The sequence below is a fragment of the Pseudomonas sp. GD03944 genome, assembly GCF_029839275.1.
Classification (GTDB): domain Bacteria; phylum Pseudomonadota; class Gammaproteobacteria; order Pseudomonadales; family Pseudomonadaceae; genus Aquipseudomonas.
This window is the reverse complement of record NZ_JAOCAH010000023.1, coordinates 1-17,228: the sequence shown is the minus strand read 5'-3', so window position 1 is coordinate 17,228 and position 17,228 is coordinate 1. Positions and strand designations below refer to the sequence as shown.

Annotated in this window: 15 protein-coding genes; 2 read left to right on the top strand and 13 right to left on the bottom strand. The window is 67.0% G+C overall.

What is annotated here, in order from left to right; translation table 11 throughout:
* Position 1: 1 nt before the first annotated feature.
* The 3 genes from N5C28_RS23465 to N5C28_RS23455 form a co-directional block, all read right to left on the bottom strand.
* Entirely contained in the window at positions 2 to 1,003 is a 1,002-nt protein-coding gene (locus N5C28_RS23465) for an iron ABC transporter permease (protein ID WP_279825865.1), read from the bottom strand.
* Positions 1,003 to 1,917, bottom strand: a complete 915-nt coding sequence (locus tag N5C28_RS23460; RefSeq protein ID WP_279825864.1) for an iron-siderophore ABC transporter substrate-binding protein — start codon at positions 1,915 to 1,917, stop codon at positions 1,003 to 1,005. The genes N5C28_RS23465 and N5C28_RS23460 overlap by 1 nt, the downstream gene beginning before the upstream one ends.
* A 121-nt stretch (positions 1,918 to 2,038) precedes the next feature.
* Positions 2,039 to 2,317 (bottom strand): peptidylprolyl isomerase, encoded by a 279-nt coding sequence (locus N5C28_RS23455; protein ID WP_279825863.1) that lies wholly within the window; start codon positions 2,315 to 2,317, stop codon positions 2,039 to 2,041.
* A 145-nt stretch (positions 2,318 to 2,462) separates the two neighbouring features.
* On the opposite strand from N5C28_RS23455, the gene N5C28_RS23450 reads away from it, so the two are divergent.
* Positions 2,463 to 3,677, top strand: a complete 1,215-nt coding sequence (locus tag N5C28_RS23450; RefSeq protein WP_279825862.1) for a PilT/PilU family type 4a pilus ATPase — start codon at positions 2,463 to 2,465, stop codon at positions 3,675 to 3,677.
* A 97-nt stretch (positions 3,678 to 3,774) separates the two neighbouring features.
* On the top strand, positions 3,775 to 4,386 hold the full coding sequence (locus tag N5C28_RS23445) for a DJ-1/PfpI family protein (RefSeq protein ID WP_279825860.1): 612 nt from the start codon (positions 3,775 to 3,777) through the stop codon (positions 4,384 to 4,386).
* A 6-nt stretch (positions 4,387 to 4,392) separates the two neighbouring features.
* Here the strand turns inward: N5C28_RS23445 and N5C28_RS23440 are convergent, their stop codons facing one another.
* The 10 genes from N5C28_RS23440 to N5C28_RS23395 all read right to left on the bottom strand — a co-directional run.
* Entirely contained in the window at positions 4,393 to 4,908 is a 516-nt protein-coding gene (locus tag N5C28_RS23440) for a thioredoxin family protein (protein ID WP_279825857.1), read from the bottom strand.
* A 120-nt stretch (positions 4,909 to 5,028) separates the two neighbouring features.
* Positions 5,029 to 5,691 carry a hypothetical protein gene (locus N5C28_RS23435; protein WP_279825854.1) on the bottom strand — a complete coding sequence of 221 codons (663 nt, stop codon included), beginning with the start codon at positions 5,689 to 5,691 and terminating at the stop codon, positions 5,029 to 5,031.
* A gap of 88 nt (positions 5,692 to 5,779) precedes the next feature.
* Positions 5,780 to 7,735 carry an acetoacetate--CoA ligase gene (locus N5C28_RS23430; protein WP_279825852.1) on the bottom strand — a complete coding sequence of 652 codons (1,956 nt, stop codon included), beginning with the start codon at positions 7,733 to 7,735 and terminating at the stop codon, positions 5,780 to 5,782.
* Positions 7,736 to 7,750: 15 nt separating this feature from the next.
* Positions 7,751 to 9,097, bottom strand: a complete 1,347-nt coding sequence (locus N5C28_RS23425) for a TIGR00366 family protein (RefSeq protein ID WP_279825850.1) — start codon at positions 9,095 to 9,097, stop codon at positions 7,751 to 7,753.
* A gap of 55 nt (positions 9,098 to 9,152) precedes the next feature.
* Positions 9,153 to 9,920, bottom strand: a complete 768-nt coding sequence (locus tag N5C28_RS23420; RefSeq protein ID WP_279825848.1) for a 3-hydroxybutyrate dehydrogenase — start codon at positions 9,918 to 9,920, stop codon at positions 9,153 to 9,155.
* 25 nt (positions 9,921 to 9,945) lie between these two features.
* Entirely contained in the window at positions 9,946 to 11,337 is a 1,392-nt protein-coding gene (locus N5C28_RS23415) for a GntP family permease (protein WP_279825846.1), read from the bottom strand.
* A 243-nt stretch (positions 11,338 to 11,580) separates the two neighbouring features.
* A complete protein-coding gene (locus N5C28_RS23410) occupies positions 11,581 to 12,987 on the bottom strand; it encodes a sigma 54-interacting transcriptional regulator (protein WP_279825844.1) in 1,407 nt (468 codons plus the stop codon).
* A 77-nt stretch (positions 12,988 to 13,064) separates the two neighbouring features.
* Positions 13,065 to 13,967 (bottom strand): hydroxymethylglutaryl-CoA lyase, encoded by a 903-nt coding sequence (locus N5C28_RS23405; RefSeq protein ID WP_279825843.1) that lies wholly within the window; start codon positions 13,965 to 13,967, stop codon positions 13,065 to 13,067.
* A gap of 515 nt (positions 13,968 to 14,482) precedes the next feature.
* A complete protein-coding gene (locus tag N5C28_RS23400; RefSeq protein WP_279825841.1) occupies positions 14,483 to 16,432 on the bottom strand; it encodes an acetyl/propionyl/methylcrotonyl-CoA carboxylase subunit alpha in 1,950 nt (649 codons plus the stop codon).
* The coding region (locus N5C28_RS23395; protein WP_279825839.1) for a gamma-carboxygeranoyl-CoA hydratase at positions 16,429 to 17,228 on the bottom strand (800 nt) is incomplete at its 5' end. The genes N5C28_RS23400 and N5C28_RS23395, both read right to left, overlap by 4 nt.

The following is a 17,228-nucleotide window of genomic DNA, read 5'->3' as shown; positions in this document are numbered from 1 at the left end:
GTCACAGCGTCGGCAGGCGGTGATTTCTCACCACGGCGATAAGGATGGGCGCGCCGACGAAGGCGGTCACCACCCCCACCGGCAATTCATAGGGGCTCACCAACAGGCGCGAGAGTACGTCGGCGAACAGCAGCACGCAGGGGCCGAGTAGCATGCTCAGGACCAGGGTGCGGCGGATGTCCGAGCCCACCAGGCGCCGGGCGATGTAGGGCACGATCAGGCCGATGAAGCCGATTGGGCCCGCCGCGGCAGTGGCCGTACCGACCAGCAGGGACACCGCCAGCAGGGTGCCGAGGCGGGTCAATTGCGGGTGATGGCCCAGGCCGCTGGCCACGCGTTCACCGAGGGCCAGAGCTGACAGCGGACGAATCAGCGGCAGGGCGATCAGCAGGCCGAGCAGCAGCCCGGGCAACGCCCAGCTCAGGGTGTCGGTCGGGCGGCCGGCGAGGGCGCCGATCACCCAGAAACGCATTTCGTCGGCGGTGCGCTGGTCCCACAGCAACAGCATGCTGCTCAGGGCGCCAAGAATGCCGGAGAACGCCGCGCCGGCCAGCACCAGGCGCACCGGGTCATCGCCGACGCCGCGCAGGCGGGTGACCGCCAGGACCAGCACGCAGCCGACCAGAGCACCCAGCATGGCCACGCCCAGGTGCAGGGTGGCGGCGCTGGCGCCCAGGTTGATCGCCAGTACCACGGCGAACGAGGAGCCGGCACTGACCCCCAGCAGACCCGGTTCGGCCAGCGGGTTGCGGGTCACCGCCTGTAGCAGCACGCCGGCGCAGCCCAGCGCCAGACCGACCAGCAGGGCCAGTTCGGTGCGCATCCAGCGCAGTTCGTGGACCACGAAACGGGCGTCGTCGTCCGCGCCGCCCAGCAGCGCCTGCAGGCTTGGCCAGATGCCGACATCGCCGGCACCCAGCAGCAGGCTGAGCAGGCATAACGACGACAGGCACAGGGTCGCGAGACCCAGTGCCCGGGGGAGGGGCATGCGGGAGGCGGGCATCAGTGCAGCAGGGCCTTCTCCACATCATCGAGGATGTGCTGGGCCGCGAGGTAGCCGGAGCTGCTGCTCCAGATCTGCCCGTCGACGCTGACCACGCGGTCGTTGCCCACGGCTTTCAGACGTTTGAATGCCGGCTGCTGGCGCGCGGCGTCGAGGGCCTTGCGGCCGTCCGGGTTGAGGGTGGCGAGGAAGATCCAGTCGGCGTCGACACGGGACAGGTTTTCCAGGCTCAGCACGTCGCTGTGCGGCTTGTTGGTCTGGGCGGCGGCCAGTTCGTTGGCGGTGAAGCCCAGGCCCTGGAGCAACTGACCGACGAACAGGTGGCTGGACATGATGAAGGGGCCTTGCGGGTTCCAGCGCACCACGCTGGCGTGCTGGCCCTGCGGCAGGCGCTGGCGCAGGTCGGCGACGCGGGCGTCGATCTCGGCGATGCGCTGCTGGCCGTCTTCGGCCTTGTCCAGGGCCTGGGCGTAGAAGGCATAGGCCTGGCGCCAGTCTTCGAGGCTGCCGCCCTTGGGCACGGCGGTGGGGGCCATCAGGCTGAGCTTGGCGTACAGGTCGCGGGACAGGTCGCTGGAGGCGAGGATCAGGTCCGGCTGCAGGCGCAGCACGGCTTCCAGGTTCGGCTCGCGCACGCTGCCGACCAGGGCGAGGGTGCCGGCGCGTTCCTTGAGGTAGTCCGGCACGTCGTTGCCGCCACGGCTGGCCAGGGTGCCGAGGGGCTGAATGCCCAGTGACAGCGCTGCGTCCAGGGCGCTGTCGCCGAGGGCAACCACGCGCTGGGGCGATCCCTTGAACGTGACCGGGCCGTAGGCGCCCTCGAGGGTGCGTTCGGCGGCGTGGAGGGGGGCGCTGAGCAGTAGGCAGGCGGCGACCAGGGTGGCGCCGCGCTGCAGGAAGGCGGTCAGGGACATGGCAACTCCTGAGACAGAACACGTCGCGAGCAACGTGCGAAATCGAAAGCGAGCCACCTTTTACGTCACTGCTTAATGATAATCCATCCTATTTACATCGCCTTTACAGCTTGCCGCCGGGTCAGTCGCGGAAGAACACCTGCACCAGGTGATAGCCGAACTGGCTCTTGATCGGGCCGTGCACCTCGCGCAGCGGCTTCTTGAAAATCACCTGATCGATGACCCGCACCATCTGCCCCGGGCGCACTTCGCCCAGGTCGCCACCCTTCTTGCCGGACGGGCAGGTGGAGTGCTTGCGAGCCAGCACGTCGAAGGCTTCGCCGGCGGCGATGCGCTTCTTCAGGGCAGCGGCTTCCGCTTCGGTCTTGACCAGGATGTGGCGGGCCATTGCCTTTGCCATGACGGGTTCCTCATTTTTACCGGGCGCGTATTGTGCCAGCATTTGCTGCGCCATCAGAATGGCGCCACTTTTCCGGCTCTTTCGCGCCGGTAGACCACCGAATCTTGACCTAACGTATTACATCCAGTCGACGGGAATGCTGCTCATGGACCTTCAAGCAATGCTGAAAATCCTCTCCAGCCAGGACGGTTCCGACCTCTACCTGTCGACCGGCGCGCCACCCTGCGCCAAGTTCAATGGCGTGCTCAAGGCCCTCAGCCAGGAGCCGATGAAGGCGGGCGACGTGGCCACCATCGCCAATGGCGTGATGGATGCGGCGCAGCGCGAGGAATTCGAGCGCGAACTGGAGATGAACCTGGCGATTTCCGTGTCGGGCGTCGGGCGCTTCCGGATCAACATCTTCAAGCAGCGTAACGAGGTGTCGATCGTCGCCCGTAACATCAAGCTGGACATCCCCAAGTTCGAAGACCTGAAACTGCCGGAAGTCCTGCTCAAGACCGTCATGGAAAAACGCGGCCTGGTGCTGTTCGTCGGCGGCACCGGCTCCGGCAAATCCACCTCCCTGGCGGCGCTGATCGATTACCGCAACCGCAACAGCGGCGGCCACATCATCACCATCGAAGACCCGGTGGAGTACGTGCACCGGCACAAGAAGTCGATCATCAACCAGCGCGAGGTCGGGGTGGACACCCGCAGCTTCCACGCGGCGCTGAAGAACACCCTGCGCCAGGCGCCGGATGTGATCCTGATCGGCGAGATCCGCGACCGCGAGACCATGGAGCATGCCCTGGCCTTCGCCGACACCGGGCACCTGGCGATCTCTACGCTGCACGCCAACAACGCCAACCAGGCCCTGGACCGCATCATCAACTTCTTCCCGGAAGACCGCCGTCCGCAGCTGCTCAACGACCTGGGCAACAACCTCAAGGCCTTTGTCTCCCAGCGCCTGGTGAAAACCACCGACGGCAAGCGCCGGGCGGCGGTGGAGGTGCTGCTGGGCACGCCGACCATCCGCGACCTGATCAAGCGCAACGAGTTTTCCGAGATCAAGGAGATCATGGAGAAGTCGAAGAACCTCGGCATGCAGACCTTCGACCAGGCGCTGATCGACCTGGTGAACGAGGGCGCCATCGACGAAGAAGAGGCGGTGAAGAACGCCGACTCGGCGAACAACGTGCGCCTCAAGCTCAAGCTCTACCGCGACAACCCATCCACGCCGACGCCGGTGGCACCTGCTGCGCCCGTGGCGGCGGCCGTCCAGCCGAAGGCGGCGGAGTCCGGGGACTGGGGCCTGGAGCTGAAGCTCGAAGACATCGAAGTGGAGCAGCCACCGGAAGACCCGGGGCGGCAGGGCATCTGACGCCCTGTATGGCAGAAATAGCCACGGTCTGTGCTTAGCGCGGCGGGCGCATTGCCCGTAGATTCTGGTGGGTACTCACCTGCCAGGAGCACCGGCCATGCGCATCGCCATACTGACCTTCGACGGTTTCAACGAACTCGACTCCTTCGTCGCCAGCGCGCTGCTCAATCGCTTGCGTGACCGTGGCTGGCAGGCGCAGATCACCTGCCCGGGCGAGCGGGTCACCTCGATGAACGGGGTGCAGGTCCTGGCTCAGCAACCCCTGGAGTTCGCCCGCGAAGCAGATGTGGTGCTGTTCGGCAGTGGTATCAAGACTCGCCAGATTGCCGAAGACAGCGCCATTCTTGAACGCCTGCAACTCGACCCGCGCAAGCAACTGATCGGTGCCCAGTGTTCCGGCGCCTTGCTCATGGCGCGGCTCGGGCTGTTGCAGGGCATGCCGGCGTGTACCGACCTGACCAGCAAACCCTGGGTGATCGAGGCTGGCGTCGAGGTGCTGAACCAGCCGTTCTTCGCCCGGGGCAATTTGGCGACAGCGGGCGGTTGCCTGTCTGCACCGTACCTGGCTGCCTGGGCCATCGCCCGCCTGGCAGGGGAGCAGGCCTGCGCCGAGGTGCTGCACTACGTGGCGCCGGTGGGCGAGAAAGAGGCTTTCGTCGAGCGGGCCCTGGCGGTTATCCGGCCCTATCTCCTGGCCTCGGCCGCCTGAGATGGCTCAGGCGTGCGTGCGGCCTTCATGCGCCTCGATGATCGCCAGCACATCGTCCAGCGTGCTTTCCAGGTAACCGCCGGCGCGGTAGTCCGATTTCACGGCGTCGCCGCCGGCCGTCACCGCGTGCGGCTGTTCGACGAAACGGTCGATCAGCTCGAACTGCTCATCCAGAACCAGCACCAGCGGGATCGAGATGCGCTCCAGGCCCAGGCGCTCCTTCAGCGCGTGCTCGGCGCGGCTCTTGGAGACGATCGCCAGTCCGATGCGCGGCTGCAGCCGTTGCAGGTGATCCATCGCCGCGAGGTTGAGCTGGCAATCCGGGCACCACATTTCGGCGGCGGCCAGCAGGTGATAACGCCCCTCGACGGCCTGTAGCCGCTGCTGAATCGCAGCGCTGAGTGGGGTGGCATTCAGCCGGTCACGGGCAGCCTGCACCGTGGCGACCTCGGCGGGCAGGCCACGAATGATGAAGGCGTCGAAGTGTTCACCGATGGCGAAGAGTGCCGGGTAGGGGACCATGCTGGGTTCTCATGCAAGACGGCTGGGCAGTCCAGCATAAACCCAGCGGCAGGGCAATTGGAGCCTGCATGACAGGGGGGCTGCCAGGGGCTGAGCCGCCTGGCAGCCGGTGTAGCGGGCTCAGCCTTCGCAGTGGTTGCCGGGCAGGCCGGTGCCGATGCTGACGGCGGTGACCGGGACGTTCTGGAAGAGCTGGCTGGCGGTCTGGTCGAAGCGTGTGTCGCAGTTGAAACGGCCGTCGATCACCCAGTCTTCGCCCATGGTCTTGGTCATCTGCTCGCTCCAGGCGGAGGCGGCGTCGATGGCCGCATCGCCGACCTGCAGCGCTTCCAGCCGGACCTCCATGAAGCCGACCACCCGCGGGCCTTCCCAGGCGGCGTAGACCGACGGGTCGTAGGCGTTGCCGCACATCGTCAGGCAGTCGGCCGAGTAGCTGAGCGCACTGCCGGCGGCCTGCTCGAAGGCGCCGAAGGTCAGGGGCTGGCCGGGCGCCGGGGCGAAGTCGCCAATGAAACTGGTTAGGTCGGCCTGGCAGCTGGGCGCCAGTTCCAGGCGCATGGCGGTGACGCTGCCGTTGCTGATTGTGGCGGTCAGGGTGCAGCCCTGGATGCGGAAGGTGTGGTCATCGCCGACGGACTCGCGGGGAATACCGGCGATGGATTCGAAATAGCGCTGGTTGGTGCCGAGCATGTCGCCGTTGAACACGTCGGCGACGGTGGCGGCCTGGGCCTGAGTGAAGGCGGCCAGCGCCAGGGGCGCGATGAGCAGGGGCGTGCTACGCATGGTTTCTTCCTTGAACGAGGGGCCCTGCATGGGCCCGGACAGGGTGGGACACTACCCAACCCGGTCCGGTTTGGCCAGTGTCAGGCCATCACGCTTGCAGCTCCGGCAGGTCGCGGTACAGCTCCAGGGCCTGGGGGTTGGCCAGGGCGTCGGTGTTTTTTACCGGCTTGCCGTGCACCACGTTGCGCACCGCCAGTTCGACGATCTTGCCGCTGATGGTGCGCGGGATATCGGCCACCGCGACGATCCGGGCCGGCACATGCCGGGGCGTGGTGTTGTCGCGGATCACCTGGCGAATCCGTGCCTGCAGCGCGTCGTCCAGCACCACGCCCTCGCGCAGGCGCACGAATAGCACCACGCGCACGTCGTCCTGCCATTGCTGGCCGATGGCGATGGACTCCAGCACGGCGTCGATCTTCTCCACCTGGCGGTAGATTTCTGCCGTGCCGATGCGCACGCCGCCCGGGTTGAGCACCGCGTCGGAGCGGCCGTGGATCACCAAGCCGCCGTGTTCCGTTTCCTCGGCGTAGTCGCCGTGGGCCCAGACGCCGGGGAAGGTCTCGAAGTACGCCGAGCGAAATTTCTCCCCGTCCGGGTCGTTCCAGAAGCCCACGGGCATCGAGGTGAAGTGCCGGGCGCAGACCAGCTCGCCTTTTTCGCCGTGTACCGCCTGGCCATCGTCGTTCCACACCTGCACGTCCATGCCCAGGCCCTTGCACTGCAGCTCGCCACGCCAGACCGGCAGGGTCGGGTTACCGAGGGCGAAGCAGGAGACGATGTCGGTGCCGCCGGAGATCGACGACAGGCACAGGTCGGCTTTGATGTCGCGGTAGACGTACTCGAAGCTCTCGTGGGCCAGGGGCGAGCCGGTGGAGAGGATCGCCTTCAGGCGCTCCAGGTTGTGGCTTTCACGGGGCTTGATGCCGGCTTTTTCCAGGGCGGCGATGAACTTGGCGCTGGTGCCGAAGATGCTGATGCGTTCGGCATCGATCAGGTCGATCAGGCGTTCGGCGCCCGGATGGAAGGGCGAGCCGTCGAACAGCACCAGGGTGGCGCCCAGGGCCAGGCCGGAGACCAGCCAGTTCCACATCATCCAGCCGCAGGTGGTGTAGTAGAACAGCGTGTCGTCGGCGCTCAGGTCGGTGTGCAGCCCCAGTTCCTTGACGTGCTGCAGCAGGGTGCCGCCGGCACCGTGGACGATGCACTTGGGCACGCCGGTGGTGCCGCTGGAGTAGAGGATGTACAGCGGGTGGTCGAACGGCACCTGGGTGAACTGCGGTTCGCCGCCGGGCTGGTAGAAATCTTGCCAAAGGGTTGTGAGAGCAACTGACTTGTAATCAGTCGGTCTAGCCCCGGCACGCGAATAGGGCACGACGATCAGTTGTTGAAGGCTCGGCAGGCGCTCGAGGATTTCGTTGAGCTTGCCGGTGAGGTCGAGGTTCTTGCCGGCGTAGCGGTAGCCGGCGGCGGCGATCAGCACCTTGGGTTCGATCTGGCCGAAGCGGTCGATCACGCCCTGGGTGCCGAAGTCCGGTGAGCAGCTCGACCAGGTGGCGCCCAGGCTGGTGGTGGCGAGCATGCCCACCAGGGTCTGCCAGGTGTTGGGCATGAACGCCGCCACCCGGTCGCCGATGCCGACACCGGCCTCGCGCAGGCTGCGCTGCAGACCGGCGACGTGGCCGGCCAGCTCGGCGTAGCTGAGTTGCTCGCGGCTGCCGTCTTCGCCGATGGCCACCAGCGCCGGGTGGTCGTCGCGGCGGCGCAGCAGGTGCTCGGCGAAGTTCAGCCGCGCCCCCGGGAACCATCGGGCGTCCGGCATGGCCGGTCCTTCACGCAGCACGCGCTCGGCGGGGGCGCTGAAACGCAAGTCGAAAAAATCGACGATGGCCTGCCAGAAGGCCTCGCGCTCGGCCACGCTCCAGGCGTGCAGGGCCGGATAATCGGCCAGTTGCAGGGCATGACGCTGGTTGACGAAGTGACGGAAGGCGTCCAGGCGGGTGGCGGCGAGGCGTTCGGCGGACGGAGTCCAAAGCGGTGCGTTCATCGGTACATCCAGTAATCAGGCGAGGAAATAGAAACAGGCGGAAATGACAATCCCGGAATAGACCAGGGCGATCAGGCAGTAGCCCATGATGTCGCGGGCTCCGAGGCCGACGATGCCAAGCAGCGGCAAGGCCCAGAACGGCTGAATCATGTTGGTCCAGGCATCGCCCCAGGCGATGGCCATGGCAGTAACGGCGGGCGCCACGCCCAGCGCCTGTCCGGCGGGCAGCATGATCGGGCCTTGCACGGCCCATTGCCCACCACCCGAAGGCACGAAGACGTTGACCACCCCAGCGCTGAGAAACGCCAGCAACGGGAAGCTGTCCGCTGACGAGCCGTCGATGAACAGCTGGCTGATCTGCCCGGCCAGCGAGGTGCCGTCCGCGTTGGCACCGGTCATCATGCCCATGATCCCGGCGTAGAAGGGGAACAGCAGGACGATGCCGCCAATGCCGCGCACGCTGATGTCCACGGCGCGCATGTAGCGTTCCGGGCTGCCGTGCAGCAGCAGGCCGAGAAACAGGAAGATGCCGATCACCGTGTTCAGGTCGAGGGCAAACCCCTTGTCCATGAAGTGCCCGACATAGAACAGTGCGGCCATCGCCACCAGCGCCAGGCCGAGCAGGCGGCTGTCATCCAGGCGCTGTGCCGGGGTATCGCGCTCGGGCGTTTCGGCTTCGGGCTCCTGCAGCAGCGCCGGATCGGCGACTTTGGTCTGCTCCGGTTTGGGGTGCATAGCACGGTTGAGCAGCGGCAGGCCGATCACCAGCAGGGCGATGATGGTCAGGTTGAGCGGGGTGAACAGGGTCAGCGCCACGCCGATGGGGGCATCGATCACGCCACCGCTGACCTTGGCCACGTCCGGGCCGCCGCCGGCCAGCGCCAGCGGGATCGAGCCGGACAAACCGCCGTGCCAGACCAGGAAGCCCGAGTAGGCCGACGCCACCAGCAGCGGGTAGTCCACGCCCTTGACCTGGCGGGCCAGGGCACGGGCCATCACGGCGCCGATGACCAGGCCGAATCCCCAGTTGATCCAGCAGCCGGCCAGGGCGATCAGGCTGATGGTCAGAATTGCCTGGGTCGGGGTTCTTGGGATGGCGGCCACGCGGTCGAGCAGGCGGCGCACCGGTGGTGCGCTGGCCAGGGCATGCCCGGTGACGAACACCAGGGCCATCTGCATGGCGAACGCCAGGAGCGCCCAGAAACCGACGTTCCAGTGCCTGACCATGGCGGGCAGGCCCTGTTGGGTGCTGAACATGGCCAGGAACAGCACGAACAGCGTGAGCAACGCGGAAAACACGAAGGCGGAGGGCAGGTAGCGCTGGACCAGCTGCACGCTCCAATGGGTGATTCGACTGAACATCGGGTGACCTCTTCTTGTTGTTGTAGTGACGCCTTTGGACCCCAGTCTATAGCGTTTATTGCGCCAGCCAGCCACCGTCCATGTTCCAGGCGGCGCCGCGTACCTGGATGGCGGCGTCGCTGCAGAGGAACAGGGCCAGCTCGCCGAGCTGCTCGGGGGTGACGAAGTCCAGCGAGGGCTGTTTTTCCGCCAGCAGGTCGTGGCGCGAGCGGGCGATGTCGCCGTCCACGGCGCGGCTGTCGATCTGCTTCTGCACCAGCGGGGTCAGCACCCAGCCTGGGCAGATGGCGTTGCAGGTGATGCCGGTGGTGGCGGTTTCCAGGGCCACGCTCTTGGTCAGGCCGACCAGGCCATGCTTGGCCGCCACGTAGGCGCTCTTGCCGGCCGAGGCCGCCAGGCCGTGGGCCGAGGCGATGTTGATGATCCGGCCCCAGTTGCGTTCGCGCATGCCCGGCAGCGCCAGGCGGGTGGTGTGGAAGGCCGAGCTGAGGTTGATGGCGATCACCGCGTTCCAGCGCTCCACCGGGAAGGCTTCCACCGGCGCCACGTGCTGGATGCCAGCGTTGTTGACCAGGATGTCGAGGCTGCCGAACTGCGCATCGCAGAACTGCATCAGGGCTTCGATCTCTTCGGGTTTGCTCATGTCCGCCGGGTGGTGGCGGACCTGGCCGCCATGGGCGGAGACGGCCTGCACGGCCGCCTCCACGTCGCCGAAGCCGTTGAGCACCAGGTTGGCGCCGGCCTCGGCCAGCTTGAGGGCTATCCCTAAGCCGATGCCGCTGGTGGAACCGGTGACCAGTGCGGTCTTGCCGTGCAGATTCATGGGTGTCTCCTTTGCCGCGCTGCGGTCAGACGATGCCGGTGCTGTAGAACACGGCGATGACGAAAAATACCGCCAGGGTCTTGATGATGGTGATGCCGAAAATGTCCTTGTAGGCCTCGCGGTGGGTGAGGCCGGTCACCGCCAGCAGGGTGATCACCGCGCCGTTGTGCGGCAGGGTGTCCATGCCGCCGCTGGCCATGGAGGCCACCCGGTGCAGCACTTCCAGCGGGATGTTGGCCGCGTTGGCGGCGGCGATGAAGGTGTCGGACATGGCCGCCAGGGCGATGCTCATGCCGCCGGAGGCCGAGCCGGTGATACCGGCCAGCAGGGTCACGGTAATGGCTTCGTTGACCAGCGGATCGGGGATGTTCTTCAGCGCATCGGCCAGCACCAGGAAGCCGGGCAGGGCGGCGATCACCGCGCCGAAACCGTATTCCGAGGCGGTGTTCATCGACGCCAGCAGCGCGCCGCCGACGGCGGTCTTGGTGCCTTCGGCCAGGCGTGCGCGGATGGCGCGGAAGCCGCAGATCAGCACCAGCAGGATGCCCAGCAGCAACGCGGCCTGCACCGCCCAGATACCGGTCAGCTTGGCCACTTCACTGGTCACTGGCGTGGCCATGCCGGCCAGTTGCAGGGTGTGGGTCTTGCCGTAGAACTGCGGAATCCAGTGAGTGAACGCCAGGTTGGCCACGCCCACCAGCACCAGCGGCGACAGCGCCAGCCAGGGGTTGGGCAGGGCGATGTCCTCGGCGGTTTCCGGCTCGTTGCGCAGCTCGGTGCCATAGCCTTCGCCCTTGCGCCGGGCCTTCTTCAACTGGCGGTGCAGGTAGTACATGCCGACGCTGAACACGAAGATCGTGCCGATCACCCCCAGCCATGGCGCCGCCCAGGAGGTGGTGCCAAAAAAGGTGGTGGGAATGATGTTCTGAATCTGTGGGGTGCCGGGCAGGGCGTCCATGGTGAAGCTGAACGCGCCGAGGGCAATGGTGGCTGGAATCAGGCGCTTGGGGATGTCGCTCTGGCGGAACATCTCGGCGGCGAACGGGTAGACCGCAAACACCACCACGAACAGCGACACGCCGCCATAGGTGAGCAGGGCGCAGACCAGCACGATCACCAGCATCGCCTGGCCGGTGCCGAGAATGCGGATGGCGGCGGCGACGATGGCCCGGGAGAAGCCGGACAGTTCGATCAGCTTGCCGAACACCGCGCCGAGCAGAAACACCGGGAAGTAGAGTTTGATGAAGCCGACCATCTTCTCCATGAACACCCCGGTGAACATGGGCGCCACGGCGGACGGGTCGGTGAACAGCACGGCGCCGAGGGCGGCGATGGGGGCAAAGAGGATGACGCTGTAGCCGCGGTAGGCGGCGAGCATCAGCAAGGCGAGTGCCGCGAGGGCGATGATCACGCTCATGGAGCTATCTCCTGGCGCCGCGTCGTTGCGCGGCATCATTGTTTTTGTTGGCGACCGCCAGGGTCGTGAAACAGGTGATAGCGACTTCCGTGCCAGAACGTTAAGTCATTGAAATAAAACAGAAATATAAAAGGTTGGTAGGTTCCGCTTACCGGCGTTGTCTCCGTTCGTGGACAGATCGCTGGCGTATCGGCCTGGAGCTGCGTAAATCAGGGTGTCTCTAAATAGAGACATGTCTCCGTTTCAGGACGACAGCCCCAGGGCCAGCATCTTTTTGTACAGGGTGGAGCGGCCCAGCCCGAGGTGTTTGGCGGCCTCGACCACGCTGCCGTCGTGGCTGTCCAGGGTCTGGCGGATCAGCTCGCGCTCGAAGGCGTCCCGTGCCGTGTAGAAATCCCGGCCGTTGATCACTGCCGCCGCCTGGAACGGGGCCGGCAGCGGGCTGAGGCGGCCGATGGCGGTGCGCAGGGCCGCCGCGCTCAGGCGCAGGTCGTCGCTGAGCAGGGCGGTGCGCTCCAGCACGTTGCGTAGCTCGCGGATGTTGCCCGGCCAGGCGTGGCTGGCCAGCAGCGCCAGGGCATCGTCGTCGAGCTCGTGGTGGCCGGGCAGGTCGTCGAGGATCGATTCGCACAGCGCCGGCAGGTCATCCAGACGTTCGCGCAACGGCGGCAGCTGGATCGGCAGCACGTTGAGGCGGTAGTAGAGGTCGGCGCGGAAGCTGCCGTTCTCGATGGCCTGTTCCAGGTTCAGGGAGGTGGCGGCGATCAGGCGGATGTCGCTGCGCCGCACGTCGTTGGAACCGACCGGCTCGAACTCCTTCTCCTGCAGCACGCGCAGCAGCTTGCTCTGCAGGGCCAGGGGCATGTCGCCGATCTCGTCGAGGAACAGCGTGCCGCCCTGGGCGACCTGCAGCTTGCCCGGCCGGCCCTTGCGGTCGGCGCCGGTGAAGGCGCCGGGCGCGGTGCCGAAGAACTCGGCTTCCAGCAGGTTTTCCGGAATGGCCGCGCAGTTGACGCTGACGAAAGGCCGGTGCGCCCGCGGCGAGGCGCTGTGGATGGCGTGGGCCAGCAGCTCCTTGCCGGTGCCGGTTTCGCCGAGCAGCAGCACCGGCAGGTCGCTGGTCGCGGTGCGCCGGGCCCGGCGTTTGACCTCCAGGCTGGCGGCGCCGTTGCCGATGAAATGGGCGAAGCTGTACTTGGCCTGGCGCGCCTGCAGCAGCGAGCGGGTCGAGGCCAGCTCTTCCTGGATCTGCATGAAGCGGGTGACCAGCGGCGCCAGGTTCTTCAACTGATCGAACAGGGCGAAGCCGATGGCGCCGATCACCGCGCCGTCGTCGTCGTGGATCGGCAGGCGCATCACCACCAGCGGGCCGCCGGGGGTGTCGAGCATATCCAGCAGGATCGGCTCGCCGGTTTCCACCACCTGGCGCAGCAGGCTGGTGGGGATGACTTTTTCCACTTCCTGGCCGATGGCCTGGCTGGCTTCGTCCAGCCCGTAGCGGCGGGCGTAGCGTTCGTTCATCCAGACGATGCGCGCGGCGCGGTCGACGATGACCGTGCCTTCGCTGGACTGCTCGACGATCTCGAACAGCGACCGGATCGCCAGCAGGCGCACGTGCTGGTAGTCACGCAGGGGGGAAGTGTCTGTCATCGCGGTGCTCATGCGGCGCAAAGAGGCCGAGCTTACTCGGCGCGGGCGGTTGGGCAATCTGACAAAGGTCGCAGCACTCAGCGGCTGGCCAGGCGCGCCCGGGCGACGCGCGAGCCGTTGGGCTTGTCCAGCACGCTGCAGATCCGGGCGCCGGCGTCGATCAGGCGGTCCATGTCGATGCCGGTCTCGATCCCCAGGCCCTGCAACAGGTACAGCACGTCTTCGGTGGCGACGTTGCCGGTGGCGCCCTTGGCGTAGGGGCAACCGCCCAGGCCGGCGACCGAGCTGTCGAACACGGCGATGCCTTCCAGCAGGCTGGCGTAGATATTGGCCAGGGCCTGGCCGTAGGTGTCGTGGAAGTGCCCGGCCAGCAGGTGGCGCGGCACCTCGCGGCCGACCACGTTGAACAGGTGGCGGGTCTGGCCGGCGGTGCCGGTGCCGATGGTGTCGCCCAGCGACACCTCGTAGCAGCCCATGGCGTACAGCTCGCGGGCCACGCTGGCGACCTGGGCGGCGTCCACCGCGCCGTCGTAGGGGCAGCCGAGCACGCAGGACACGTAGCCGCGCACGCGCACATTGGCGGCTTTGGCCGCCGCCATCAGCGGCACGAAGCGCTCCAGGCTCTCGGCGATGGAGCAGTTGATGTTCTTCTGCGAAAAGGCCTCGCTGGCGGCAGCGAACACGGCCACTTCCTCGACCTTGGCCTCCAGAGCGGCTTCCAGGCCTTTCATGTTCGGCGCCAGGGCGGCGTAGGTGACGCCCGGTTTGCGCTGGATGCCGGCGAACACCTCGGCGGAACCGGCCATCTGCGGCACCCACTTGGGCGAGACGAAGCTGCCGACTTCGATGTAGCCCAGGCCGGCGGCGCTCAGGTCATCGGTCAGGCGCACCTTGTCGGCGACGCTGATCGGCTGTTTCTCGTTCTGCAGGCCGTCGCGGGGGCCGACTTCGACCAGGCGTACGGAGTGGGGCAGGCTCATCGGGATTCCTCATCGTGTTCCATGTGTCGTAGATACTGGGATTGGGCGCGCGCGTAAAGCTGTTGTCGCAGGCGGCTGCCCTGGGCGTCGCTTCAGCGTCACCGTCGCGGCTGAAGCCCCTCCCACGGTGGAGATCGTTTTTCATGTCGACCCGCCTGACGAATGACCAAGTGGTGGATCGATGAAGCGTGATCCACCCTACGGTGCCTGGAGCAGCCTACCGTGGGAGGCGCTTCAGCGGCGATGCTCATGGCTGAAGCCTCTCCCGCACTTGTGTAGGGTGGACATCGCTTTTCATGTCCACCCTATCCGGGTGAATGACAAGATGGTGGATCGATAAAGCGTGATCCACTCTACGTCCGCTTCCCGATCTCCACCAATACAGCACCTTTGTGGGAGGCGCTTCAGCGGCGAAATTCAGGGCTGAAGCCCCTCCTACAGGATTGCGCCATCATGGCCAATCGAGTCGCGATGGAGGGTGTAAAAAGCGCCATCCACCCTACGGGGCCAAGGGGCTATTCGAGCTCCACCAGTACGGTGCCTTCGCTGACCATTTCCCCTTCGGTGCAGTACAGCGCTTTGACCGTGCCGGCTTCCGGGGCGCGGATGCTGTGTTCCATCTTCATGGCTTCCAGCACCACCAGGGCGGTGCCGGCTTCCACGGCCTGGCCCGGTTCGACCAGCACGCGCACGATGCTGCCGTTCATGGGGGCGGTCAGGCCGCCGTGTTGAGCGTGGCTGGCCTCGGCTTCGGCAATCGGGTCGATGGCCTGCACCGCGCGCAATTCGCCCTGCCAACGCAGGTAGAGGGTGTCGCCGCGGCGCAGGGCCAGGTGTTGCTGGCGCACGCCGTCGTGCTCGACCGTCAGGCCTTCGCCGGCCCACTGCACGGTGGACGGGGCGCCGTGGCGCAGGCGCACCACCTGGCGCTCGCCCTGGCAGCTCAGGTGCAGGTCGATGGCTGCGGGCAGGCCCAGGCGCAGGCCGCTGTTGGCCGCCCAGGGCGAATGGCGGTCGTCGTCCCGTGTGCGGGCAGGCTCGCTCTGCACCAGGGCCTCGGCGGCCAGTTGCCAGAACGCATCGGGTAGGGCGGCGGGCGCCGGCAGCAGTTGCGCCTGGTGGCGGGGGATGAAACCGGTGTCCAGCTCTGCGGCGGCGAAGGCCGGGTGTGCGAGTACCCGCTGCAGGAATGCCAGGTTGGTGCGCACGCCGCCCACGCAGGTTTCGCCGAGCATGGCCAGCAGGCGCAGGCGCGCTTCCTCGCGGTTTTCGCCCCAGGCGATCAGCTTGCCCAGCATCGGGTCGTAGAACGGTGACACCGTGTCGCCTTCGGCCACGCCGCTGTCGACGCGGCGCCCGGTGCCGGTCGCGGCTTCGCGGTACAGGGCCAGGGTGCCGGTGGCCGGCAGGAAGTCGTTGTCCGGGTCTTCGGCGTACAGCCGCACTTCGATGGCGTGGCCGATCAGCGGCACCTGGTCTTGGGTAATGGGCAGCGCTTCGCCACGGGCCACGCGAATCTGCCAGGCCACCAGATCAAGGCCGGTGATGGCCTCGGTGACCGGGTGTTCGACTTGCAGGCGGGTGTTCATCTCCATGAAGAAGAAGTCGCCGCGCTCGTCCAGCAGGAACTCCACGGTGCCGGCACCGACGTAGCCGATGGCCTGCGCGGCTTTCACCGCCGCTTCGCCCATGGCGCGGCGCAGTTCGGGCGACAGGCCGGGGGCCGGGGCTTCTTCCACCACCTTCTGGTGGCGCCGCTGGATCGAGCAGTCGCGCTCGTTGAGGTACAGGCAGTGGCCGTGCTGGTCGGCGAATACCTGGATCTCCACGTGGCGCGGCTTGAGCACGTATTTCTCGACCAGCATGCGCGCGTCGCCGAACGAGGACTGCGCCTCGCGCTGGGCGCTGGCGAGGGCCTCGGCCAGCTCGCTTTCACGTTCGACCACCTTCATGCCCTTGCCGCCACCGCCAGCGGCGGCCTTGAGCAGCACCGGGTAGCCGATGCGCTCGGCGGCCTCGCGGAAGGTCGCCAGGTCCTGGGCTTCGCCGTGGTAGCCGGGCACCAGCGGCACGCCGGCGGCTTCCATCAGCGCCTTGGCTGCCGACTTGCTGCCCATGGCGTCGATGGCCGAGGCGGGTGGGCCGAGGAATATCAGCCCGGCGTCTTCGATGGCCCGGGCGAACCCGGCGTTTTCCGAGAGGAAGCCATACCCGGGGTGGATGGCCTGGGCGCCGCTGGCCTTGGCCGCGGCAATGATCTTGTCGATCAGCAGGTAGCTTTCGCCGGGCCGGGCGCCGCCGAGGTCGACGCGGATGTCGGCCTCGCGGGCATGGCGGGCGGCGTGGTCGATGGCGCTATGGACCGCCACGGTGCGAATGCCCATGGCCTTGGCGGTGCGCATCACGCGGCAGGCGATTTCACCACGGTTGGCCACCAGCAGGGTGTCGAGGGTGCGTGGGCTCATGCCTGTTTCTCCTGCCAGTTGGGCTGGCGCTTGTCGAGGAAGGCGCGCAGGCCTTCCTGGCCTTCGGCGCTCACGCGGATGCGGGCGATGGCGTTTTCGGTGTAGCGACGCAGGGCCGGGGTCAGCGCGCCAGTGCCGACTTCACGCAGCAGGTCCTTGCTGGCGAGCATGGCCTGGGGGCTGTTGAGCAGCAGGTTGGCGATCCAGGTCTCGACCGCTGCGTCCAGGGCATCGCTTGGGTAGCTTTCGGCGAACAGGCCCAGTTCGCGGGCGCGCTCGCCGCTGAAACGGTCGGCGGTCAGGGCGTAGCGGCGGGCAGCGCGCTCGCCGATGGCCTGGACCACGAAGGGGCTGATCACCGCCGGCGCCAGGCCTATGCGCACTTCGGACAGGCACAGCTGCGCGTCCTGGCTGCCGATGGCCATGTCGCAGCAACTGATCAGACCCACCGCGCCGCCGAACGCCGCACCCTGGACCACCGCCAGGGTCGGGGTCTTCAGGTAGTACAGGTTGTTCATCAGCTCGGCCAGTTCCCGGGCGTCGCCCAGGTTGGCGGTGTAGTCGAGGGTGGCGGCGTGCTGCATCCAGGCCAGGTCGGCACCGGCGGAGAAGTGTTTGCCACGGCCGCGCAGGAGCAGGAAGCGCAGCGACTTGTCGCTGGCCACCGCGTCGAGGGCGAGGATCAGCTCACGGATCATCTCGGCGTTGAAGGCGTTGTTCTTGTCCGGGCGGTTGAGCCAGAGGGTGGCGAAGCCGCGTGGGTCGGTTTCAAGCTGGATCGTGGTGAAGTCGGTCA

What these genes read in the sequence shown, in the direction of transcription:
- N5C28_RS23455 (WP_279825863.1), bottom strand. Translation starts at nt 2,317, where the DNA reads ATGGCAAAGGCAATGGCCCGCCACATCCTGGTCAAGACCGAAGCGGAA.
- N5C28_RS23440 (WP_279825857.1), bottom strand. Translation starts at nt 4,908, where the DNA reads ATGGTCCCCTACCCGGCACTCTTCGCCATCGGTGAACACTTCGACGCC.
- N5C28_RS23450 (WP_279825862.1), top strand. Translation starts at nt 2,463, where the DNA reads ATGGACCTTCAAGCAATGCTGAAAATCCTCTCCAGCCAGGACGGTTCC.
- N5C28_RS23405 (WP_279825843.1), bottom strand. Translation starts at nt 13,967, where the DNA reads ATGAGCCTGCCCCACTCCGTACGCCTGGTCGAAGTCGGCCCCCGCGAC.
- N5C28_RS23415 (WP_279825846.1), bottom strand. Translation starts at nt 11,337, where the DNA reads ATGAGCGTGATCATCGCCCTCGCGGCACTCGCCTTGCTGATGCTCGCC.
- N5C28_RS23420 (WP_279825848.1), bottom strand. Translation starts at nt 9,920, where the DNA reads ATGAATCTGCACGGCAAGACCGCACTGGTCACCGGTTCCACCAGCGGC.
- N5C28_RS23425 (WP_279825850.1), bottom strand. Translation starts at nt 9,097, where the DNA reads ATGTTCAGTCGAATCACCCATTGGAGCGTGCAGCTGGTCCAGCGCTAC.
- N5C28_RS23430 (WP_279825852.1), bottom strand. Translation starts at nt 7,735, where the DNA reads ATGAACGCACCGCTTTGGACTCCGTCCGCCGAACGCCTCGCCGCCACC.
- N5C28_RS23410 (WP_279825844.1), bottom strand. Translation starts at nt 12,987, where the DNA reads ATGACAGACACTTCCCCCCTGCGTGACTACCAGCACGTGCGCCTGCTG.
- N5C28_RS23435 (WP_279825854.1), bottom strand. Translation starts at nt 5,691, where the DNA reads ATGCGTAGCACGCCCCTGCTCATCGCGCCCCTGGCGCTGGCCGCCTTC.
- N5C28_RS23460 (WP_279825864.1), bottom strand. Translation starts at nt 1,917, where the DNA reads ATGTCCCTGACCGCCTTCCTGCAGCGCGGCGCCACCCTGGTCGCCGCC.
- N5C28_RS23465 (WP_279825865.1), bottom strand. Translation starts at nt 1,003, where the DNA reads ATGCCCGCCTCCCGCATGCCCCTCCCCCGGGCACTGGGTCTCGCGACC.
- N5C28_RS23445 (WP_279825860.1), top strand. Translation starts at nt 3,775, where the DNA reads ATGCGCATCGCCATACTGACCTTCGACGGTTTCAACGAACTCGACTCC.
- N5C28_RS23400 (WP_279825841.1), bottom strand. Translation starts at nt 16,432, where the DNA reads ATGAGCCCACGCACCCTCGACACCCTGCTGGTGGCCAACCGTGGTGAA.